This is a genomic window from Natrialba taiwanensis DSM 12281 (assembly GCF_000337595.1).
GTDB classification, from domain to species: Archaea; Halobacteriota; Halobacteria; order Halobacteriales; family Natrialbaceae; genus Natrialba; species Natrialba taiwanensis.
On record NZ_AOIL01000017.1, the window covers coordinates 42,864 to 65,202 of the forward strand.

The 22,339-nt window shown below is 64.1% G+C and carries 21 protein-coding genes; 12 read left to right on the plus strand and 9 right to left on the minus strand.

Annotation, left to right across the window (positions count from 1 at the left end; all coding sequences use genetic code 11):
* Nucleotides 1-167 precede the first annotated feature (167 nt).
* The 3 genes from C484_RS05660 to C484_RS05670 form a co-directional block, all read right to left on the minus strand.
* Entirely contained in the window at nt 168-386 is a 219-nt protein-coding gene (locus C484_RS05660; RefSeq protein ID WP_006824986.1) for a hypothetical protein, read from the minus strand.
* Between the two features lie 252 nt (nt 387-638).
* Nucleotides 639-1,148, minus strand: coding sequence for a hypothetical protein (locus C484_RS05665; protein WP_006824987.1), 510 nt, complete (start codon nt 1,146-1,148; stop codon nt 639-641).
* 84 nt (nt 1,149-1,232) lie between these two features.
* Nucleotides 1,233-1,637, minus strand: a complete 405-nt coding sequence (locus C484_RS05670; RefSeq protein ID WP_006824988.1) for a DUF5778 family protein — start codon at nt 1,635-1,637, stop codon at nt 1,233-1,235.
* A 166-nt stretch (nt 1,638-1,803) separates the two neighbouring features.
* On the opposite strand from C484_RS05670, the gene uppS reads away from it, so the two are divergent.
* Both uppS and C484_RS05680 read left to right on the plus strand, forming a co-directional pair.
* Complete coding sequence (gene uppS / locus C484_RS05675) at nt 1,804-2,784, plus strand: polyprenyl diphosphate synthase (protein WP_006824989.1); 981 nt, start codon at nt 1,804-1,806, stop codon at nt 2,782-2,784.
* A gap of 120 nt (nt 2,785-2,904) precedes the next feature.
* Nucleotides 2,905-3,300: a DUF7344 domain-containing protein gene (locus tag C484_RS05680; RefSeq protein ID WP_006824990.1), complete on the plus strand. Its 396-nt coding sequence runs from the start codon at nt 2,905-2,907 to the stop codon at nt 3,298-3,300.
* A 48-nt stretch (nt 3,301-3,348) separates the two neighbouring features.
* Here C484_RS05680 and C484_RS05685 read toward each other — a convergent pair whose 3' ends face one another.
* Nucleotides 3,349-3,954 (minus strand): undecaprenyl diphosphate synthase family protein, encoded by a 606-nt coding sequence (locus tag C484_RS05685; RefSeq protein ID WP_006824991.1) that lies wholly within the window; start codon nt 3,952-3,954, stop codon nt 3,349-3,351.
* Between the two features lie 155 nt (nt 3,955-4,109).
* Between C484_RS05685 and C484_RS05690 the strand changes: the two genes are divergently transcribed.
* Complete coding sequence (locus tag C484_RS05690) at nt 4,110-5,489, plus strand: DUF92 domain-containing protein (protein ID WP_006824992.1); 1,380 nt, start codon at nt 4,110-4,112, stop codon at nt 5,487-5,489.
* A 619-nt stretch (nt 5,490-6,108) separates the two neighbouring features.
* Complete coding sequence (locus C484_RS05700; protein WP_006824994.1) at nt 6,109-7,191, plus strand: hypothetical protein; 1,083 nt, start codon at nt 6,109-6,111, stop codon at nt 7,189-7,191.
* A gap of 165 nt (nt 7,192-7,356) precedes the next feature.
* On the opposite strand, the gene dnaG is transcribed toward C484_RS05700, so the two are convergent.
* Nucleotides 7,357-8,832, minus strand: a complete 1,476-nt coding sequence (gene dnaG, locus C484_RS05705; protein WP_006824995.1) for a DNA primase DnaG — start codon at nt 8,830-8,832, stop codon at nt 7,357-7,359.
* Nucleotides 8,833-9,056: 224 nt separating this feature from the next.
* Nucleotides 9,057-10,070 (minus strand): ArsR/SmtB family transcription factor, encoded by a 1,014-nt coding sequence (locus C484_RS05710; protein WP_049915053.1) that lies wholly within the window; start codon nt 10,068-10,070, stop codon nt 9,057-9,059.
* 175 nt (nt 10,071-10,245) lie between these two features.
* Here C484_RS05710 and C484_RS05715 point away from each other — a divergent pair, with 175 nt between their 5' ends.
* From C484_RS05715 to C484_RS24160, 6 genes are all read left to right on the plus strand, one after another.
* Complete coding sequence (locus tag C484_RS05715) at nt 10,246-10,563, plus strand: DUF3311 domain-containing protein (protein ID WP_006824997.1); 318 nt, start codon at nt 10,246-10,248, stop codon at nt 10,561-10,563.
* Nucleotides 10,560-12,044 carry a sodium:solute symporter family protein gene (locus C484_RS05720; protein WP_006824998.1) on the plus strand — a complete coding sequence of 495 codons (1,485 nt, stop codon included), beginning with the start codon at nt 10,560-10,562 and terminating at the stop codon, nt 12,042-12,044. The genes C484_RS05715 and C484_RS05720 overlap by 4 nt, the downstream gene beginning before the upstream one ends.
* 44 nt (nt 12,045-12,088) lie before the next feature.
* Nucleotides 12,089-12,802, plus strand: a complete 714-nt coding sequence (locus tag C484_RS05725; RefSeq protein ID WP_006824999.1) for a hypothetical protein — start codon at nt 12,089-12,091, stop codon at nt 12,800-12,802.
* A gap of 83 nt (nt 12,803-12,885) precedes the next feature.
* Nucleotides 12,886-13,797 (plus strand): HFX_2341 family transcriptional regulator, encoded by a 912-nt coding sequence (locus C484_RS05730; protein WP_006825000.1) that lies wholly within the window; start codon nt 12,886-12,888, stop codon nt 13,795-13,797.
* 234 nt (nt 13,798-14,031) lie between these two features.
* Nucleotides 14,032-16,815, plus strand: coding sequence for a valine--tRNA ligase (locus tag C484_RS05735; RefSeq protein ID WP_006825001.1), 2,784 nt, complete (start codon nt 14,032-14,034; stop codon nt 16,813-16,815).
* A gap of 167 nt (nt 16,816-16,982) precedes the next feature.
* Nucleotides 16,983-17,996: a hypothetical protein gene (locus C484_RS24160; protein ID WP_049915054.1), complete on the plus strand. Its 1,014-nt coding sequence runs from the start codon at nt 16,983-16,985 to the stop codon at nt 17,994-17,996.
* 57 nt (nt 17,997-18,053) lie between these two features.
* Here the strand turns inward: C484_RS24160 and C484_RS05745 are convergent, their stop codons facing one another.
* The gene (locus C484_RS05745; protein ID WP_006825003.1) at nt 18,054-18,827 is read right to left on the minus strand and encodes a DUF1405 domain-containing protein; all 774 of its coding nucleotides are present in this window, start codon (nt 18,825-18,827) and stop codon (nt 18,054-18,056) included.
* A 120-nt stretch (nt 18,828-18,947) separates the two neighbouring features.
* On the opposite strand from C484_RS05745, the gene C484_RS05750 reads away from it, so the two are divergent.
* Together C484_RS05750 and pdxS are read left to right on the plus strand one after the other, a co-directional pair.
* Nucleotides 18,948-19,736 carry an acetoacetate decarboxylase family protein gene (locus C484_RS05750; protein WP_006825004.1) on the plus strand — a complete coding sequence of 263 codons (789 nt, stop codon included), beginning with the start codon at nt 18,948-18,950 and terminating at the stop codon, nt 19,734-19,736.
* A 109-nt stretch (nt 19,737-19,845) separates the two neighbouring features.
* A complete protein-coding gene (gene pdxS / locus C484_RS05755; RefSeq protein WP_006108022.1) occupies nt 19,846-20,754 on the plus strand; it encodes a pyridoxal 5'-phosphate synthase lyase subunit PdxS in 909 nt (302 codons plus the stop codon).
* Between the two features lie 208 nt (nt 20,755-20,962).
* Here pdxS and C484_RS05760 read toward each other — a convergent pair whose 3' ends face one another.
* Both C484_RS05760 and C484_RS05765 read right to left on the minus strand, forming a co-directional pair.
* The gene (locus C484_RS05760; RefSeq protein WP_006825005.1) at nt 20,963-21,304 is read right to left on the minus strand and encodes a hypothetical protein; all 342 of its coding nucleotides are present in this window, start codon (nt 21,302-21,304) and stop codon (nt 20,963-20,965) included.
* A 29-nt stretch (nt 21,305-21,333) separates the two neighbouring features.
* Nucleotides 21,334-22,230, minus strand: coding sequence for a homoserine kinase (locus C484_RS05765; RefSeq protein ID WP_006825006.1), 897 nt, complete (start codon nt 22,228-22,230; stop codon nt 21,334-21,336).
* Nucleotides 22,231-22,339: the final 109 nt, after the last annotated feature.

The following is a 22,339-nucleotide window of genomic DNA, read 5'->3' on the forward strand; positions in this document are numbered from 1 at the left end:
ATCGGTCGCGCGTCGCGATTGCGGGCCGAGTTGTGCGGTGGTGTCGGTGGTTTCGATGGTGGTTGTGGTGGTCCTCGAACATCCACCGACAACTCGGCTGGCCGCCGCGACCCGAGTTCACCGTCGCAGGCTGCCGTGTGGCTGCGGTGAACTCGTCTCGCGGTGGCTCAGTCGGATCGGTCGGGGACCGGCGGGGCAACGCGACAGCCGCAGGGGCCGGCGATCGCCTCGGTCGGGCCGATCACGGTGGTCCGAAGGATGGGCGTATCACAGCGGGGACAGCGCCGCCGGTCGTCCGAGTCGGCACTGCCATCTCGGTCGGCACTACTGTCCGAGCCGCTGTCCGTTCCGGCGGTCGACCGATCCGATGCGAACTCGTCGGTCATGTCGACTGCCACCCCGTTGCCCTGGCTCTCTCGGAGAATAGCGCCGCTGCTCGCTGTTTGTGACGATGCATCAGTCGTGCGGGATGTTTATATCCCGTGAGAATGTACGCAATCATGGCTTCAGCCGCGATTGGAAGCCACGTCTCGGATGTGCTAGCATCCGGGGCACTTTCGTACCCTGTTATGGCTTCCGTCCTAATTGTTGATCGGTAGTGACTTATATCTACCGCTGAGCGGCGGGAAGGAGCCAGTTCAGACGTCGACGGCCGTGCGCCGATCCGAGTTCGCGGATTGATGCGCGAACGCCGCGCCGGCAAAACCGATCAGCGCCGACTGGATTCCGAATCCGATCGTTTGCCCGGTAACCTGCAACAGAGACAGAGACAGAGACATTCTCACCCCACCCAGCGCCGTTCCACCGTCGACCACCGACAGGACGACGACGGCGATAACCGGCAGCGCATACCCGATCACGCTACCGAGACCAACGACCAGTGCCAACCGACGAGCATCCGCACTGAACTCGAGTTCAGCGCCGGCCCGGTAGCCGAGCGCGAAGATGCCGACGACGCCGAGGGCGAAGGTAGCGGCACCGACGACCGAATTGTACAGGATGAGCGTGTGGCTGACCGGCTCGAGTTGCGGGAACCACCACCAAGTGCCGTCGACGATCCGCTGGATTGCGTACGGCGGTGAGAGGTGGAGGAGCGAAACGACGAGACCGAGGATGCAGGAGCCGACGCCGCTCACGTATGAACCCATACGCAACGGTAGGATAGACCGGCACTAAAGCATCTGCGATCCTGATTGTATCGGAAGCTAACTGGAAACGGAGATCGATCCCGTCTACTCGCCTTCGACACCGGTCACGTCGAAGCCCAACGCCTCGATATCTGCGAGGATCGCCTCGTGGTCGGCGCTCGCCTCGTAGTAGATCACGATGTCGAAACTCCCCTCGCGCAGCAGCTGTTGGCACTCCCAGACGAACGCCTCGTCCTCCAGCGTGAGCCCCTGGTGCTGGTTCGAGGAGAAGTCCGTGTCGTCGTTGCCGGAGTAGACATAGCAGTCCTGCGGATCGTATCCGGAATGCTCGGCGATGATGTCCCCCACGTCGATCGTCGCCTGCATCATCCGTACGTCCTCGCTGCCGTCGTACTCGGTGTGAACGATCGCGCCGTTGAGTCGAACGTCACCCGGTTCGAGCAGCGCCTTGGTTCGCTGGTACAGATCGTCGTCGATCGCGTTAGCCATTGGCCGACTCGAGAACCTGCGGACTGATAGCCATCACGATTCAGTTGCAGCCCGCTCGATCGATACCGCACACCCCCTGCAGTCGAGCGTGTGTCAGAGCCGCAGGCGTTCACTGTCGGAGAATACCACACAAGACACATAATCCTCGATACCGTCTCGTCAATCGATGAAGCGGTGGTTCCGTCAGCACGTCGATGCCGTCTACGAGCGGTTACTCTCCCGTGAAATCGCCGGTGCGCCGACCCACGTCGCGGTGATTCAGGACGGTAACCGCCGGTATGCGCGACAGAACGGCGGAGACGCCCACGACGGCCACCGCGCCGGTGCCGAGACGACCGAACGAGTTCTCGAGTGGTGCCAGGATATCGGCGTCGAAGAACTGACGCTGTATACTTTCTCGACGGAGAACTTCGAACGGGCGGACGAGGAAAACGAGGCGCTGTTCGACCTCCTCTGTGACAAACTGTACGAGTTCGCCGACGCCGACCGCGTCCACGACAACGACGTCTGTATTCGCGTCATCGGCGAAACGGAGATGCTCCCCGACCGGGTCCGAGACGCCGTCGACTACGCCGAGGGAAAAACGCAGGGCTACGACCAGTTCGTCCTCAATATTGCGCTCGCCTACGGCGGTCGATCTCGACTGCTCGAAGCGACGCGGGGTGTCGCACACGATGTCGAGGCGGGTGAACTCGATCCCGACGAGATCGATGTCGAGACCATCGAACAACGACTGTACGATCAGCCAGTCCGGGATGTCGACCTGATCATCCGCACCGGCGGTGCCGAGCGCACGTCGAATTTCCTCCCCTGGCACGCAAACGGCAACGAGGCGGCCGTCTTTTTCTGTACGCCCTACTGGCCCGAGTTCTCGAAGGCGGACTTCCTGCGCGGGATTCGGACGTACGAACACCGCGCGGAATCCTGGCGTCGCACGCGAGCCCGACGAGCCCTCGCCCTCCTCGGAGCCGTCAGCGAGACGGAACTAACCGAGGCCCAATCGATCGTCAACCGGTTTCGCGACTCGCTGCCGACGGGCGAGCGCCCGCACGAGGACGACGTCGATGCGGCGGCCGTTCACGAATCGGACGACGCCGGCGGGACGGACGGGGATAGCCTCGATTCGAGTAGTCGCGCAGCTGACTGATCCGGTATCGTTTCGCCCGTCCGTCCTCAGAGCTATCGCCGGAGACGCGATGAGTTACCGACGATACGTCAACTAGATAACCAGAAGTATTTTATTAATTAGTATGACAATAGTAGCTGAATGTCGTCTCGCAGTGCTCCCGTCGACGTCCAACGGTTCGTACGATTGACGGACGTGCCACTCGACGAGGCCTATACGCTCCTCGCGAACGTCCGGCTTCGTATCACACTCCACGTCCTCTCAGCGTGTGAAACGCCCGTTTCGGTCGACTGGTTGAGCGAGACGCTCGCCCAGTGGGACGACGACTCCCCCGAGTCGATCAAGATCGAACTCGTCCACACTGTCCTGCCGAAACTCGAGGATTTCGGTATTCTCGAGTACGATGCACGCTCGGGTATCGTTCGAATGGATCAACCTGTCGTCGCGTTCGACCATCCACGCGCAGAAAGCCTGCTCGCTCCCGTCGACGAAACCCGTGACTCGACTGCCTCGACGCGGTCTGATTACGCGTACTGACCGCCCGGCGTGCCAAGCCAGCAAGTCGCGGAGAAACGACCCGACGACTCAACGGCCGAACCGTCGCGACCGATTGCAGTACTCCCGAACCGCTCGCAGGAAGTCCCGCTTGCGAAAGTCCCGCCAATTGATGTCCGTAAAGTACAGCTCCGAGTACACCGACTGCCAGATCATAAAGTCCGAGAGGCGCTCTGCACCCGTCTTGATCACGAGATCCGGCTCCGACGGAAACACCAGATGGTTCTCGACGCGCTCGTCATCGATCGCCTCCGGCTCGAGTGTAGCGTCGTCAACACGCTCTGCGAGCGTCCGGACCGCGCTCGTGAACTCGTGTTTGCCGCCGAGACCGATTCCGATCTGGATGGGGGCATCAGCCGGCGTTCGGTCGTCGGGACCGCGGACCGCAACGTCGCGCGGGGCGTCGATCGTTTCGAGTTCACGACGGAGCGCCGGGACGGCCGCGGTGTCGAGGACGCTGACGTAGACGGTCAGTTGGGTGGCGTACTCAAAGGCCCACTCGAAGAAGTCGACGAGCGTCTCGTAGGCACCGCGCTCGAGGAGATCCCGCTCGGTGATGACGAGCGCGATGTGCTCGGGTGGAGCGGCATCGTACTGGCGAATTCGACGGGCGAGATACCGTTCGTACAGTCCCACACGTCGGCTTCTTTGTGAGATGCCATACAGGTTACGGGTCCAGTTGACGGCGTCACTCGTCCCAGATCACAGGTACAGGAACTGTCGCCGGTGAAACACGGGAAGAAGCGTGTTCGGGAACCTTCAAGTAACCGCCACAGAAAGACACCGATATCGTGACATCACCCGTTCGGCGAGCCGGCGTCTTCGCGGCCCTCAGTACGCTCTCGCTCGCCGTACCGCTTGCCGGGCCGGCGATTGCAACGGGCGTCGCAGCCGTCGTTCTGCTCGGTGCCTTTCTCGTTACCGACGTTACCGGCCCGGCGTTCGAGGCGCTTGCCTACCCCGGTGACTACGAGGACGGCCGCCTCTACGGACTCATCACGTTCGTCCTTTCGGCCGTCGTCCTCGGCCTTCTGGCGGTCAGGTCGTCGATGCCGCTTTCTGTCTTCGTTGGGACCGTCGTCCTCGTCGGCTACGGCAACCTCGCCGAGCGGCTCGTCCGCGCTCGGACGGCGACGGGCACAGACGCGGACAGCGAAACCGGGACCGACAGCGGTACCGACAACGAAATCGCCGCCGTCACCGGATTCTGCCTGATCGCAACCATCGCTGCCGTCGCCAGCCAGGCCGCCGTCTACGCCCTGACGAACGTCCCCATCGAGTCCCAACTCCCGACCATCCTCTTTCTCGCCGCAAGCGGTGCGCTCCTCGCCGCCCTTCTTCGTGATGCCTTCCTGATCTACGACGACCCCGTCGTCATGCTCTCGGTCGGCCTCCTGCTCTGGCTGCTTGCCGAACTCGAGCCCGGGCTCGGAGCGATCGAAATCGTCGGCGCACTCGCAGTGACCGTGGCGCTCGGCTACGTCTCCTACGCCCTCGATACCGCCTCCATCGCCGGCATGATCACCGGCATCCTCCTCGGCCTATTGACGGTCGTTCTCGGCGACTACAACTGGTTCGTCGTCCTCATCGCCTTCTTCGGCATCGGCGGCCTCTCGACCAAATTCCGCTACACCCGGAAAGAAGAACTCGGCGTCGCCGAGGAGAACAACGGCGCTCGCGGCAGCGGCAACGTCCTCGGCAACGCCGCCGTCGCCATCGCCGCCGTCCTCGGCTACGCCGCGAGTTCAACCGCCCTCCTGTCGATCAACGCTGAACTCTTTCTCTTTGCCTTCGCCGGCTCCGTCGCAACCGCGATGAGCGACACGCTCTCGAGCGAGGTCGGGAGCGTCTTCGAGACGCCGCGATTGATCACGACGCTCGAGCCCGTCGATCCCGGCACCGACGGCGGCATCACCTGGCAGGGCGAAGTTGCCGGTCTCCTCGGTGCAGCCATCGTCGCTGGCCTGAGCTACGTCCTCTTTCCCGTCGTCGATCCTATCGGCGCAGTGATCATCGTTGCGGCCGGCATCGCCGGCATGACAGTGGATAGCCTACTCGGGGCGACCCTCGAAGGGTCGGTCCTCGGCAATCAGGGCGTCAACTTCCTCGCGACGTTAGCCGGTGCGCTCGTCTGTGCGCTGTTGATGATCCCGATCGCCGTGCTCGGGTGATGTGGGATATAGGCAGATGCTGCTTCGCACACCGAAGTCGGCAGTGACGAGAATGTCATCCATATTCCAGACGGGAGAGTTCCAGCCAGTCTCGAGCCGACGACGCCGGGAACGTCAACCGTGTGTTGCCGACTCTCGTCCCAGCTATTACGATACCACTCTCTGTAGCGACAGTATCACCAGCATCGCGAGTATGCCGATTGCAGTTACCCGTAAGGCGCTCGCTACGTACCGTTGGTCCGTCGGAAGCAGTTCAGCAATCCCAGACAGCCCCGCTGCGAACGCGATCACAAGCGTAGCGACTAATCCGCTAGTATGCAGGAGTTCGAAATAGGCGTATATACTAACGAGTGCAAGTGCGGTTCCAAGCGATATACGAGCCGATTCCCATCCACTCGGCTCGGAAAACAGCTCCTTTGGCTTGATTTCCATTTCGACGACCTAGTTAAAATGCTCTGAAACTGAATTGATAAATATACCGTTCTGACACCGTTCTCGTGTCTGGTGACGAGACATCCGTCCACAGTACGGATCGACGAGCCGTAATCGAGATGGGAAGGATTTTCTCGCTCGGAAGCTACGCCACCCGGTATATATACGCCCGGTCGAGACATCGGGTATGGGATCGAGACGTGCATTCGTTCGGCGCGCGACCGCGGCCCTTGGCAGTCTTTCATTGATCGGCCAGGCCGCCGGCAGCGACCGAACGCAGTCGTCCGCACAGGACAGTCCGAACGCAAACACGGCGGCGCGCACCGCTTCACGAGCAACCGGTCAGACCGACCGTTCGTCGGCCGGAACGACTCTTACCGCCAGCGCCAACCGCACCGCCCTCCAGGCCGCCCGCATTCCGGCCCACCTCAGGCCGCTCATCGCCGAACTCGAACGGCGACTTGACGGCGTTTCACTCACCGATCTCGAGCACGCCACCGGCACTGCGACCGTTGCAGGTGCCACCCCCCTCGCGGGCGCAGCCGTCGTCACTGGCTCGCTCTCTCGAGCCGCCCTCCGTGCGGAACTGACCGACCGCGAGTTCACCGCCGTTGCAGAGCGCGGGGACGGCCAGCCCTCCTCTCAATCCACCGAGCGGTTCGTCGATGACGAGTTCGCCGTCGCGCTCGCGGACGATGCAGTCGTCCTCGGCTACGACGCGCGGTCGGCGACCGGAACGAGAACGCAGTCACCCGCCCTCACACACGTCGACGCGGCCCTCGAGAGTCGTGCGGGCGAGTCGTCGCTGTCGGCAACGGCGTCCGCGTCGACGACCGCCTCGACGCCGACGGCAACGACCCTCCCACGTCGGACAACCGCCCACAAACTCGCAGGGACGCTATCGGGAGATGTTGTCGGTGCCGGCACACTCGACGGCCGAACTCGCGCCCTCCTCAAATACGCACTCAACGGGGCGTCCGAAACGGACGCACTATTTGCCGTCATCGATGCAGCTGAGGCCATCGGAACCGCCGCGACGGTGCACTCCGCCGACCGAACGACGGTAACCTACGGCGTCGTCGCCGATCCGTCACAGCTATCGACCGACACCGTCGCAGCAGCACTCGAAACGGACCGTGAGGACGCCACTGCGCTCCGGAACGTCCGCGTCGAGCGAGAGCGCGGCAGCCGCCTGTTCCGCGCTACCGCCACCGTCGACACCGAGACGGCCCTGCAGGCTCACGCCACGACCATCGGCATCCAGCGCTGAACTCGACTACAACAGCGACAACAGATAGTGACGGATGGAAGACACGAAGTAGATCTTTCACAGCGGGTTGAGCCGTATATAGCCGCGCGTGATCTCTCCATCCATCGTTCGCCTCCGATAGAGAGGGATGGAACGTACACAACGCGGAGAGCCGCCACCGAGATCCTACTCCGGCGGTTCGGACGCGACGTCTTCTACCGCGTGAATCTGTACGCTCGTCGGTCGCTTCGTAAACTGTCCTAGCGACCGCGTGATAATCCGCTCGACGCCTCGATCGGCCGCCAGATCGAGCACCTGTTGACTGAGGATCCCATCTAACACGATCGTCGTCGGGACCGACTCGAGTTCAGCGAGTTCGTCTCCCACTGAACTCGCGTCCGCTTCGGCGATGATATCGTTCTCGGCATCGAGAAACCGGACGCGGTCGGTGTTCGAGCGGATAATCGCCGTTGCGTGTTCGTATACGGTTTCGAGCGACTGGTCGTCGGCCGTTGCCGAGTCGGGCTGACGGGCGTGGGCGTGTGTGTTCGGGGTGGACGAGGTCGTTGTGTCGGCGGTGCCGTGCGTTTCGGTTTCGGCATCGTCCTCGGTCGTCGAGGGGTGGGTAGCCGTTGTGGGTTCGGCGAGTGCGTTCTCGGCTGTGTTCTGGGCATCGGCCGCCTTTGCGGACGAGGGAGGTCCAGATGTGTGGGAAGTGCCTTCGGCGGTGGTGTTGGATGCAGTATCAGTATCCGTACCGCGGGGGGATTCGACGGGAGACTCGCTGTTGAGACCGGGGGCGGGAGCGGGACTCGTACTGCCGTCGGTTGCGGCGATGGCTTCGCGGGGTTCATTGAGCCCCGAAACGGTATCGTACGGGACTTTGTTCCGGAGGGCGGTAAACAGTTGGTGGTGGTCGAGTTCTTCGACGGAGGTGCCCGAGGGGGCGAAGGCGACGTAGTCGACGTCGCCGACCTGTGAGAGTTCTTCGAGGATGAGGTCGCCGCCGCGGTCGCCGTCAAGGAACGCGGTGACGGTGCGGTGGGCCGTGAGGTCGGCGATGGGGTCGGGGACGTTCGTGCCTTCGACGGCGATGGCGTTTTTGACGCCGTACTTGAGCAGGGTAAGGACGTCAGAGCGGCCTTCGACGACGATGATGGCGTCGCTGTCGGTGACACGCGGACCGGCGGGGAAGCCGTCGTATTCGGTGATGTCTTCGACGCGGACGTGTTGGCGCACCTCGGTGAGGATTTCTTCGGAGGACATGACGGAGTCGTCGAAGCCGGTCCGGAGCAGTTCCTTCGCGCGGTCGACGACTTCCTTGCGTTTGGCTGCCCGTACGTCTTCGATTTCGCTGACGTCGAGGGTTGCCCGGCAGGGGCCGACGCGAGTAATCGTTTCGAGCGAGGCGGCGAGCGTCGCGGTTTCGACTTTGTCCAGACTCGTCGCAATGGTGACGTTGCCGTGGGATTGGCCCTGCGTGCTCGTGATTTCAACATCGATACGGCCGACTTTCTGTGATTGGCGGAGATCGCGCAGATCGAGTTCGTCGCCGAGCAGGCCTTCGGTCTGCCCGAAGATAGCGCCGACGACGTCGCTGCGCTCGACGACCCCGTCAGCCGTGACGTCCGCGTGAATGAGGTATTTCGAGGTGTCTTCCATGGGAGATCTGCCCCGGTATGGGGCGCGGTGACGCGAGAGACGCGTACAGAGACCGGTTTACTGAATAATTGGTTCGTGAGCGGCAAATAGCTGTTGACATGCGAAACTACCGTTCGGTCGGTTGGGGATCGAACGACGTGTCGAGGATCAACACACAAAAATATAGATGAACTGAGCGGTTGTGTACGGAGTCGGCAGAAGGGCGATCGTTCCGAGCCGGCCGGTCAGCGGACGGGGCGGGGAGAGAACCAGTACCAGTAGGCCGTGACGGCGAGCAAGACGGTGAGTCCGCCGAGGAAAAAGAGCAGTCCCGGCGGCATGTTCGTCAGAAGGGGGTCCGTAACGTCGGTTGTGAACCCCTGTACGTGATCGACGATATCGGTCGCGAAATCGTGAACGCGATCGATGATCCCGTCGTTGCCTCCGGTGTCGCCGTGGGATGCGCCCGGATCGGACGCGTCGGTGCCGGTAGCGTTGTGCGAGTCGTTCGGAGTGACGTCGGTGCCGGCACCGCCGTCGGCCGCGTCGGCCGTTCCGTTCGAATCGGCGGTTCCGTTCGAATGGCCGCCGTCGGTTCCCGCGATCTCGACGTCCGTCTCATCGGCACCGCTACTGTTCGAATCAGTTCCGACGCCGGTATCCGCATCGCCGCTCGTCGACTCCGCCTGGTTTCCGCCCCCACTACCGCTTCCCTGTTCGCCGGCCTCCCGGCCCGACCCCGGCGAATCGGCCTGATCCGGTGAAGCCGAATCGTCCGAAATCCAAAACGGTGCCGACTGCCCGCCGGTGGACGATGCTCCGGCCCACCGAGCCACGCCGTACTGAACGAGCAGGCTTCCGCCGACGAGCGCACCGACTCCGCCGATAAGGCGCGAAAGAGCCGTTTTGAGTCGCGAGCCGGTCGACTCGTCGCTCGTCACGATCAACGGGCCGTCGGTCGTGGCGTAGACGCTCATCTCGTTGCCGCGCGAGGAGTACCAGGTGTCGACAACCTCGACGAGACCGGCGTCCTCTAAGTTCTCCAGGTGGTACCGAACGTTCTGGATCGACGAATCGATCGCTTCGGCGATATCGCTCGGCGTTCCAGGCTCCCCATCGAGACAGGAGTAGATTTGGCGAGCCGTCGTCGAAGACAGCGCGCTGAACACCGCGTCAGCGTCCTCGCCCTCGAGGTCGACGATTCGGGGTTGCCCGTCCTGGGCGGGTGTCTCGCTCCGGCGTGGAAACAGACGGGCCATATCGGTTGTATTCTCATTCTCTCGCCGACACATATACTCCTTTTCCTACGTGAAAGAGCGATTTTACCTACGAGAAAACGCAAGAAGGAGTCGACCTGCCGTATCGAAGATCATCTGTCTTCAATACCGGCTATCGAAGGAAAGTTATTACTCGTCGAGGCTGCGACCAGCGAGTATGGGGTCTCTCGAACTCGCCGGCTGGATCACGGTCGGTGTCGTCCTCTGTGCGCTCGCAATTCCGTGGTTCCTGTGGGGGAACAGCACCGTCGTCGCCGGCTTGCCTGTGTGGCTCTGGTGGCACGTCGGCTGGATGGGACTCGCGTCGGTTGTCTTCTGGTATTTCGCCCGCCATGCGTGGGGACTCGGTATCGGCATTGATCCGGGGCCGAATTCGAGTCCGGGTCCGGATCCGGAACCGAAACCGGAACAGAAATCGAAACCAAAACCGGCCGACGCTGAACTCGAATCTGAACGGCGAGGTGAGCCACCGTGACGCTGTCGGCACAACTCGGGATCGTCGTCGGCTATCTCGTCCTGGCGCTGCTGATCGGACTCAGCGCGTACCGGCTGACGGATCGAACCGCAGCAGACTTCTACCTCGCGAGCCGAACGCTCGGAACGGTCGTTCTCCTCTTTACGACCTTTGCCACGCTACTCTCGGCGTTTACGTTCTTCGCCGGCCCGAACATCGCCTACCACGAAGGACCGGAGTGGATACTGGTCATGGGGCTGATGGACGGCATCATCTTCGCCATCCTCTGGTACGCCATCGGCTACAAACAGTGGCTCCTCGGCCAGCAGTACGACTACGTTACGCTGGGCGAGATGCTTGGCGACCGATTCGGCTCCGGGCTGCTTCGGGGCCTTATCGCGGCCGTCAGTCTGCTCTGGCTCTTTCCGTACGTCATGCTTCAGCAAGTCGGTGCCGGCACGGCCCTGGAAACGCTGACCGACGGCGCGATACCGTACTGGGCGGGCGCAGGGCTGATTACGGCATTTATGATCCTCTACGTCGTTCTCGCCGGGATGCGCGGGATCGCCTGGACCGACACCCTGCAGGGCGCGTTCATGCTCGTCGCCACCTGGGTCGCGATGCTCTGGCTCCTGACCGTCGTCGGCGGACCGACCAGCGCCACGGCGGCGCTCGAAACCGAGGCGGCCGCCCACGTCGCGCTCGGAAGCGACCACTACACGCCCCAGTGGATGCTTTCGAGGGCGCTCGTGATCGGCTTCGGCGTCGCCATGTTCCCGCAGGTCAACCAGCGCTTTTTCGCCGCCGGCTCGCGGACCGTTCTGAAGCGATCGTTCGCGCTCTGGCCGATTCTCTGCGTGCTCCTGTTCGTCCCCTCGTTCATGATCGGTGCATGGGCACACGGTCTCGACGTGACGGTTCCGGCCGACGGAAACGTCCTCCCTCTCGTCCTCACCGAGTTCACCCCAGGCTGGTTCGCCGCGCTGGTCATCGCCGGCGCAATGGCCGCGATGATGTCGTCCTCGGACTCGATGTTGCTGTCCGGCTCGTCGTACTTCACGCGCGATCTCTACCGCCCGCTCGCCGAGTTCAGCGAGCGCGACGTGTCCGAGCGTCGCGAGGATCTGATCGCCCGCGTCGGCGTCGTCGTCTTCGCGACGGCGGCGTTCCTCGTCAGTCTCGTGAACCCGGCAACGCTGTTCGAACTCGGCGATGCGGCCTTTAGCGGGTTCGCCCAGCTCGCACTGCCGGTGTTGGCCGCGCTCTACTGGCGGCGGACGACGCGAGCGGGGATCGGAGCCGGAATCCTCCTCAGCCAGGCGTTCTACCTGTCGAGTCACTTTACGACGGTCGTTCCCGGCACGTACGCGGGATGGTCGGCTGGGGTCGTCGGCATGGCACTCGGACTGGCCGCGACCGTCGCGGTGTCGCTGGTGACGACGCCGGCGGCGGCCGAACGACGCGCACTGTACTTCGACCGGAACGAGACCGGCGCGGAGTGACGAGAGCGACACACCGAAAGGACCCACCGCCGTATCCACGGGCGATGCCAACCGATCTCCCTGCAGCCCTCGCCGAAACCTGGCGACCGCTCGGCACCCGAACCGGACAGACCACCGTCCTGGTGGCGTCGATCACCGCCGAGACGACGCTGTACGAACCGGTCGAGACGACGCCCGCCGCCTCGCTCGGTCCGAGCGACGTTCCGCTCCGATCGCTGTTCGCCGTCGATCTGTCGATTTCCCCGTCGCTGTCGACCGTCGGCATCGCGCCCGACGCCGTGCTTTCGAAAGCCGCGCCGAAGGCGAAAGCGCAGTTCGTCGATACTCTCACGGACGAGGGACTCACGATCGACGGCACCCGGGAGACGCTCGAGTTCGAGGGCCCGAACGGGAAGGCGGGACGCTGGTACGTCCTCGACGTGGCCTATCCGGTCCCCGCCCCGGCGAGCGATCGAGGCGACCGGGAGCACGGTGACAGAGCCGAAACCGAAACCGAGTCCGAGTCCGAGAGCACGGACAACGCGACGGACGGAACCGGACTCACACACCTCGACGCCGAAGCCAACGTCGCCGTCTGGCCGACCGAAACGAGCTACGGCGTCGCCGGCGGCGTCCTCCCGCTCGAATCGACCACCGTCGCAAGCGGGACCATCGAAACCGCTCCCGAACGCGACCGCGAGACGATTTCCGAACTCGTTCGGACCGTCGAGTTCAGCCGGGACGCGGACGAAGGCACGGAGGAACACACCGACGACTAGTCCGGTATGGATAGTCCCGGCGCACCAACGCGGTCCCGCCGGACACCAATACTGTTAGGGGCGAACCCGCCCAAGTCGGGGCCATGCAAACCCACATCGTCCCGGTCGGCTTCGACTACGACCGGCTGATCGCCCCGCTCGTCCGCGATCAGATCGACGTCGACAGCGTCATCCTTCTCGAGGGAGCCGTCGGCAGCGAGGCCAACGTCGAGTACTCCCGGCACCTCTCGGAGAAACTCGAAACCGACTTTCGGAGCCTGCTGGGGGCCGAAACCGAGCGGTTCGTGCTCGAAGACGTCTACGACTACGACGAAGCCTTCGAACAGGCCTACAACCGCATCACCGCCGAACTCGATCGCGGCAACGAGGTCTGGGTCAACGTTGCCGCGATGCCCCGAACCGTGAGCTTCGCCTTCGCGACCGCCGCGAACTCGCTGATGGTCGAACGGGAGGACGACCGCGAGCAGATCCACACCTACTACACCGCCCCCGAGAAGTACCTCGAAACCGAACTCGCGGAGGAACTGCGCGAACAGATCGACCTCCTCGAAGCGATCGATGCCGACAGCGACGCCACCGACCTCGATGCAGAACGGCTTACAACCCGTCTCGAAAGCGCCCGTGACCTCCTTGACGAGTTCGACGAACGCGGCACGACGATCGGCGCGAAGGAGATCGGCGGCAGCCACATCGTCGAACTTCCCGTCACCTCCTTTTCGAACGTCAAACCGTTCGAGGAACTGATCCTCTACAAACTCGGCGAAGACGGCGAGTTCGACTCCGTCTCTGAACTCGCGGAGTCGCTGGCCCGGGAGTTGAACGAGGAGTACACCGATAGCTTCCGCTCGAAAGTCATCTACAACGTCGACCGGCTTGGCCCGGGCGGCAAGGGGTACATCGAGCGCGAGGAACACGGTAAGTCCTACCGAACGCGCCTCTCCCGGATCGGCGAACTGTGGGTGCGGGCGCACTCGGGGAGCTCGGAAGCGCAGTGACCGCCGGGTCGGAGTTCGTCGACGACCGGTGACGGGCACGGTGTCGACGACGACAATCGGGCGGCGACCGGGCCGCTACGACGCGAAACACCTAACACCGATCCACTGGAATGACACTATATGACCGATTCCGTCGCGGTCGTGCCCGTGGCCAGTCAGTCTGATGGCCCGCGCGAGACGGTGTTCGTAGGGGCCCCGTAGCCCCCCTATCCCCCCCCTGTTTCGACGGATGTATTGTCGGCGACCAGCATTCACCGAGCAACGACCGGTATCAGCAATGGATCACAGTCACTGCTACATCGCACTGACGACGTATCGACGACGCCCGATTCGGGCGGTGAGAGCATGAGTATGGACGCACAGACGGACGAAGACGACGAGCCATCGCTCGAGGGCGGCTACGACCCCGACGCGGTCGAGGCGCGCTGGCAGGACCGCTGGGTCGACGAGGAAACCTACGCCTACGAGAGCGACCCGAAACGCGATCCGAACACCGTCTACGCCATCGACACGCCGCCGCCGACGGTCTCAGGGAGCCTGCACATGGGCCACCTCTACGGCCACACGCTGCAGGACTTCGCCGCCCGGTTCCAGCGGATGGCAGACGGCGATGTGCTGTTTCCCTTCGGCTACGACGACAACGGGATCGCGAGCGAGCGCCTGACCGAGAAAGAACTCGACATCCGCCACCAGGACTACGAGCGCCGCGAGTTCCAGGAACTCTGCCGCGAGGTCTGTACGGAGTACGAGGCCGAGTTCACCGAGAAGATGCAGGGACTCGGTTGCTCGATCGACTGGTCGAACACGTACAAGACGATCGAGCCGCGGGTCCAGCGCGTCTCGCAGCTTTCCTTCCTCGACCTCTACGAGAAGGGCCGGGAGTACCGCAAGAAGGCCCCCGCGATCTGGTGTCCGGAGTGCGAGACGGCGATTTCCCAGGTCGAGATGGAAGACGACGAGCGCCACTCGCACTTCAACGACATCGCGTTCGACATCGTCGGTGACGGTGCGGACCGCGACGAGTTCATCATCTCCACGACGCGACCTGAACTCATTCCGGCCTGCGTCGCCGTCTTCGTTCACCCGGACGACGAGGACAATCAGGAACTCGTCGGCGAGACGGCTCGCGTGCCGATCTTCGGCCACGAGGTGCCGATCATCGCGGACGACCGCGTCGACATGGAGAAGGGAAGCGGCGTCGTGATGTGCTGTACCTTCGGCGACCAGAACGACATCGAGTGGTACCAGGCCTACGACCTGCCGCTTCGCGTCGCCATCGACGAGTCGGCGACGATGACCGACCTGGCGGGCGACTACGAGGGCCTCTCGACGGAAGAAGCGCGCGAGGCCATCGTCGAGGACTTAGACGACGACGGGTACCTGCGCGACCGCTGGGAGATCACCCACGCCGTCGGCGTCCACGAGCGCTGCGATACCCCCGTCGAGTTCCGCGTCTCCAAGCAGTGGTACGTCGAGATTCTGGACCACAAGGAGGAGTATCTGGAGGCCGGCCGGGAGATGGACTGGTACCCCGAGAAGATGTTCACCCGCTACAAGCACTGGATCGAGGGCTTGGAGTGGGACTGGCTCATCTCGCGCCAGCGCGACTCGGGGATTCCGTTCCCGGTCTGGTACTGCGCCGAGTGCGACCACGAGATCATGGCCGCAAAGGAAGATCTCCCGGTCGATCCGCTCTCGGACGAGCCGCCGGTCGATAGCTGTCCGGAGTGCGGCCACGACGAGTTCGTCGTGGAGGAGGACGTCTTCGACACCTGGGCGACCTCCTCGCTGACCCCCCTCATCAACGCCGGCTGGGACTGGGACGAAGCCGACGAGACGTTCCGGATGGAGAAACCCGAACTCTACCCGTTCGACCTGCGCCCGCAGGGCCACGACATCATCTCGTTCTGGCTGTTCCACACCGTCGTCAAGTGCTACGAGCACACCGGCGAGGTGCCCTTCGACGCGACGATGATCAACGGCCACATCCTGGACGAGAACCGCGAGAAGATGTCCAAATCGAAGGGCAACGTCGTCAGACCCGACCGGGTGCTCTCAGAGTACCCAGTGGACGCTGTGCGCTTCTGGGCGGCGAGCGCCGCCGTCGGCGACGACTTCCCGTACCAGGAGAAGGACCTGCGCGCCGGCGAGAAACTCCTTCGCAAACTCTGGAACGCCTCGAAACTCGTCGACACGCTCGCGCCCGCCGAACCCGGCGAACCCGAGGAGCCAGCTGAACTCGAGCCGATCGACCGCTGGCTGCTCGCCGAATTAGACGACGCGGTCGACGAACTCACCGCGCAGTTCGAGGACTACGAGTTCGCCAAGGCGCGCGACCGCCTGCGGACGTTCTTCTGGAACACCTTCTGTGATGACTACCTCGAGATCGCGAAGGGCCGCGAGGACAACCCCTCGACACAGTACGCGCTGCGGACCGCACACCGGACGTTCCTCGAACTCTGGGCACCGTTCCTGCCGCACGTGACGGAGGAGATCTGGCAGGCAGTCTATGCAGGCGGGTCCGCGACGGCCCTCGACAGCATCCACACCCGCGACTGGCCCGCGCCGCAGGGCTACGAGGCCGACCTCACGGCCGGCGAAACCGCACTCGAGGTCATCGGGGCGCTCCGGCGCTACAAGAGCGAGCACCAGTTGCCGCTGAACGCCGACCTCGAATCCGTCGCCGTCTACGGCCCGATCGAGGGCTTCGAGGACGCCATCCAGAACGTGATGCACGTGCAGGATCTCACCGTACTCGAGACCGAACCGGAGGTCACCACCGAAGTCGCCTCGATCGACCTCGACTACTCGACGCTCGGCCCGAAGTTCGGCTCGAAGGTCGGCGACATCGACGCCGGCCTCGAAAGCGGCGAGTACGAGATCGACCGCGACGCTGACGTGCTCCGCGTCGCCGGCGAAGAACTCGATGACGAATTGTTCGACGTTGAACTCGAGCGCACCTACTCCGGCGAGGGCGACATGATCGAGACCGAGTCGGCGGTCGTCATCGTCGACTAATCGGCGACGACGAACTCGCTGGCCTCGCTTCGCTTCGAGTTCAGCAACGGAACCGACGGACGGTTTCCGATACTGTCGCTGACCGAAGCCAGGCGCGAAACCGCGACAGTCAAACCGTTCTTTCAGCTATCCGTACTCTCTTGAAGACAGGTTTCGTTCGCGACACTATGCAACGAGTCACCCGCCGCCGCGTGCTCGGACTCGGCGCGGCGAGCCTCGGGGCCGTCGCCGGTTGTCTGGACGAAACGCCGGGAACGGCCTCCGAAGACGGACCGAACAGCACTGGGGGAGACGAAAACGGAGACGGCGACGGCAACGGAAACGGAAAGGCGGACGGCGAGTTCCCACCGTGTCCGGACTACGGCGACAGCGTCGACCGCGTCGTCTGTTACGACGGTGTCGATACCGAGACCGAACCGGCCGTTCTCGAGCCGTCGGCTCGAACCGTCGAAGAGGGCGGGACGATCGAGTTCACGCTCGCGAACGACGCGGACGAGCGACTGGCGACGAACGTCTACAACTGGCGCGTCGACAAGTACGTCGACGGCGAGTGGGACCGCGTCGCACCGCGCGGCTACAACGCGCCGCTGATGTACCTCGAATCGGGCGAGGCCCACACCTGGGCCGTCACGCCCGACAACGACGGGATTGCGGACGGCGGCTACGTCTCGTCGACGGGCGGGACGGACGAACTCACGCTCGAAGGTGTCGGGCCGGGGACGTACGCGTTCCGTGCTCGCGGCTGGTTCGAGGACCGTCGGGAGGCGGAGCAAATCGCGTTCGCGACGACGTTCGAACTCGAGGCCGAGGAGTTGACACTGACGCCGACGGACGCGATCGCGGACACCGAACTCGATGACGAGGGCGACGGCGGCACCGACACGCTCGTCGCCACCTCGACGCGCGGCGATCCCGACGACGAGTACCAGCGACTGTGCGAATTCGAACTTGAGGTCGTCAACGAACCGGGCGACGGGACGGAGCCACAACGACTGCTCACGGAGCAACTGCTCCGGCACAGCCAACTCTGGGATGCGGTCGCACTCGCAGCCGAGCGCGACGTATCCACCGTTCGCATCGAGGAATACAACGGCACACACCCGGCGTTCGGTCACGACAGCGACGGCCTCTACGGGTTCCAGGAACAGTACTACCGCGTTTGGACAGCTGAACTCGAGTAGTCGGGCGATGAACTCGGTTTCCAGAACTCGTTTTCGAGAATGTGTGGCCGCCGTCCGTTACGGTCGCGTCGTGCTCTCGACGCCGCCAGCCGGTTCCGTTTCTGCATCGGATGCCGCTTGAGTCGCCCGCTCCCGGTCGAGTTCGCGTTCGCAGTGCTTGATGCGCGTCGCCAGCGCGAGAAAGAGAGCGAGGAGGGTGAACGTGACTTCGCCGCCGGCGACGACGCCGAGCGCGTCGGCTCCGAGAAACATGGGTGTCTCACGCGCGACGGGGATGATCGTGTGATGGAGGTCGCCGGCGACCGGGACGAAGTAATCGACGAGGAGGTTACTCGTGTACCAGACGAGTGCGATGGCGACGGCTCGAACGGGGAAGTCGGTGATGCGGTGAAGGACGAACGCCTGGACGACCATCGCGAGGTGGCTCCAGAACAGGAACTGGTACATGAGCGGATCGAGGTAGGCGTAGGCGTCGGCGAACGCGAGCAGCGTGTACGGCGTCCAGAGGCCGAGGATCACGTTCCCGAAGAACGCGAGTGCGGTCAGCCACGGGAGTTCGTGGCCGAGTTTCCAGGCGGCGATCGCGAGCGCAATGAGCAGGGTCGCCATCGGACTGTCGGGAACCCACGGCCACAGTGCCGGTGGCGTTCCGGCGAACTGGCCGGAGTAGTACCAGAAGCCGAAGCCCGTCCCCGCGAGGTTGATCGCCACGACGAGCCAGGCGAACCGCAGCCCGAGGTCCTCCACCGTCTTCGGTACGGGCGCGAGATAGTGCGGCAGCGACCCGCGGTCGGCCGCCGCGGAGTCCGCCAACTGAGTCGACGCGGTCATCGTTCGGCGCGACGGACGGCATGCGCAAAACAGTAGCGGTACCGGGAGCTGTGGCGGGCGCGTTTCGGACCGCGACACCGCACCGATATCACTACGATCATCCCGGCCGTAGCACCGCCTGTGACCACGGTGGACGAACGGACCCGACGCCGGCTTTCGACCGGCCACGTCGTCGAGCTCCCGCTCGACCTCTCGTTTGCGATGGGCGGCGTCACCGTCCCCGCGCGCCGGAAGCGGCTCGCGACGGTCCTCCCGAGGGGGCTCTCGTCGCTCGCGATCGCACCGGGCGTCGGCTGCGTTGCACTCGTCGGGATTCAGTATCATCGAGTGGGTCGCGAGACAGGACGAGCGAAAGACGGAGCGGACGGGGCTGCGGAGACAGGACTCGACCCCTACGACGAGTTCGGCGTCATCGTCCCGGTCGTCCGCGGGAGTCGAACGGACCTTCCCCTCGCGCAACTCGCGGACGGCGAGGTTGGCGGCTACGTCCACTGGCTGCCGGTGACGACCGATCCGTCCGTCGCGCTCGGCCGAGAGATCTGGGGCTTTCCGAAGGAAGCGGCGGACGTGACGGTGACCGATGGGTCGGATCGAATCCGCGTCACCGTCGCGGGAGACGGCGATCGCGAGCCGATCCGACTCGATATCTCCCACCCGCGATTCGGACCGACGGAACGCGACTGGACGCTGTGGAGCTATACGACGAAAGACGGCGACCTCCTGCGGACGAAGGCTCGCATTCGGGGCGACGTCGCGTTCGGCGTCGGGTCGGCGATCGGGACGCGCCTCGACGCGGCGTCCGGTCTGGCGGATGAACTCGGTGTCTGGAGACGACCGCTCGGGCGGCTGTACGGATCGAACGTTCGCGCGCGCCTGTTTGCCGGCGAACTGATCTGCGATGACGGATGACGGCGGACGACGGTCGGAATCGGACGATCGGAGCCGAACGTCTTCGGCCGCTGAGACGTTTTACTCCCCAAAGGACACGCGTAAGTGCGGTGACTCCAAACCGGGTAGTATGACCGAGGAAACCGATCTCGAGGAACTGCGGCGCGGGACCGACCTCGTCAAGCGCGGCTTCGCACAGATGCAAAAGGGTGGCGTCATCATGGACGTCGTCAACCCCGAACAGGCCCGTATTGCCGAGGACGCCGGTGCAGTCGCCGTCATGGCGCTGGAAGCTGTCCCCGCAGATATCCGCAAGCGCGGCGGCGTCGCCCGCATGGCGGACCCCGCCGATGTCGCGGAGATCGTCGAGGAAGTCTCCATCCCGGTGATGGGCAAGGCCCGCATCGGTCACACGAAGGAAGCCCAGATCCTGGAGGCCGTCGGCGTCGATATGATCGACGAGAGCGAGGTGCTCACGCCCGCCGACGACGCCTACCACATCGACAAGCGCGACTTTACGGCACCCTTCGTCTGCGGCGCGCGCAACCTCGGAGAGGCGCTGCGCCGAATCAACGAGGGTGCGGCGATGATCCGCACCAAGGGCGAAGCCGGCACCGGCGACGTCAACCAGGCCGTCCACCACCAGCGGACGATCAAGGGTGCGATTCGCGAGTTAGAAGGCATGACTCACGAGGAGCGCGAGGCCTACGCGCGCGAGATCGAAGCACCCGCCGAGTTGGTCCACGAAACCGCGGAGATGGGTCGTCTCCCGGTCGTCAACTTCGCCGCCGGCGGGATCGCGACGCCCGCAGACGCGGCGCTCATGATGCACCACGAGTGCGACGGTATCTTCGTGGGCAGTGGGATCTTCGGCGCAGAAAATCCACCCGTGATGGGCGAGGCGATCGTTCAGGCGACGAACAACTGGGACGACCCCGAAACACTCGTCGAGATTTCGAAGAACCTCGGGAAAGGGATGAAGGGCGACGCGAACGCCGACCTGCCAGAAGAGGAGAAGTTGCAGGGACGGGGCGTCTAAGACGAGTTCATCGTCAAGTTAGTACCGAATCACCCGTCGACCTGGGGGTCTCGGTACAGATGGCCCCGCCAGTCGATTACTGTTCATTATCGATCTGCCGTTCGAGCAATCGAATGCGCTGCTCGAGTTCCTCGAGTCGAGTAACCTTCCGCCCGAGAGAGGTGCCGAAAACGACGCAAACAGCGAGCCCAAGGGCGACCGAGTTCTGTCACCAACTCGATCGCCTGCGTTCGGCGAGCGTCAGTCCCAGAAATCCGAGATACGTCACCAGCGCGCCCGCCATCGCCGAGAGGACGGGCGAGGGTGCGACCGTCGCCCCGCCGACGATCGCGAGGAGTGCAAGGCCGACCGCCGTGACCTGCACGGCCGGCCGCTCCCAGTACTCGCGGACGAGGGCGGGGTCTCGAGCGGCGATGAACTCGAACGCGATCGTTCCACACCCGCCACCGACGGCAGAACGCAGCGATACCGATGCCTCGACGATCGCGAACGCGAGGCCGACAGCGGCGAGAACGAGTACCGCGAGGGCCGCGTCGATTCGTGTCCCCATTCGTGCTTGCTCGGGCGAAACGACCGTAATCACTCCTGATACAGCTGTGCGCCCTCACCGACGCGCGTCTGGTAGGCGCGACTCTCGATTCCTTCGGCGTCGAAGGCGTCGAGCATCGCCGAGGCGACCTGCCCTCGGTGGTCGGGGTGGCGACAGACTGCGAGCACGCCAGGCCCGGCACCGCTGACGGTCACGCCCGTGGCACCTGCATCGAGGGCGGCTTCTCGAACGGCCCCGTAGCCGTCGATGAGCGCGCTGCGTTCGGGCGTGACGATTTCGTCCGTCATGCCCTGTCCGACGAGTTCAGGATCGTTCCGCGTCATGCCGACGGCGAGCGTGGCGGCGCGGCTGACGGTATCGACGATGTCGGTGAGCAGTGCCTGATCGGGAACGACATCGCGCGCATCGCGCGTTGAGACGGTCGTCTCGGGAAGACAGACGACGAGCGGCAGGGAAGCGTCCACCTGTGTGACGTTACTATCAGTATCGGTATTGGAAACGATGGTAAAGCCGCCGAGAAGCGACGGCGCGACGTTGTCAGCGTGGGCTTCGCCCGAGACGAGCGCTTCGCCCTCCGCGGCGATCGGGACGAGTTCGTCGCGCGAGTAGCCGCGGTCGTAGAGTTCGTTGAGTGCGACGGCCGCGGCGGCTGCGCTCGCAGCCGAGGAGCCGAGACCGGACGACGGGCGGATGCCCTTGTCGATCTCGATCCGAGCGGGGGCGTCGAGTGCGTCCGCGACGGCCCCGACGGTGTTCTTTGCTGGGTCCTCCGGAATGAACTCGCTGCCGGTGCCGGTCACGGTGATCGTCGTTTCCGGCGCGCGTTCGACGCGAACGATGTCGGCGGGTGCGCCGAGCGCGATACCGAAGACATCGAAGCCGCTGCCGAGATTTGCGCTCGTCGCCGGAGCCCGCACGGTGAGCATGCCGTCTCATTTCCAGACTGCAGGCAAAAAGGTAGCGGACCGGACCGAACGCGACGGCGAACCGGTTCCGGTTCCAGTTTCAGTTCTAGCGCCGGTTCCGATTGTGGTT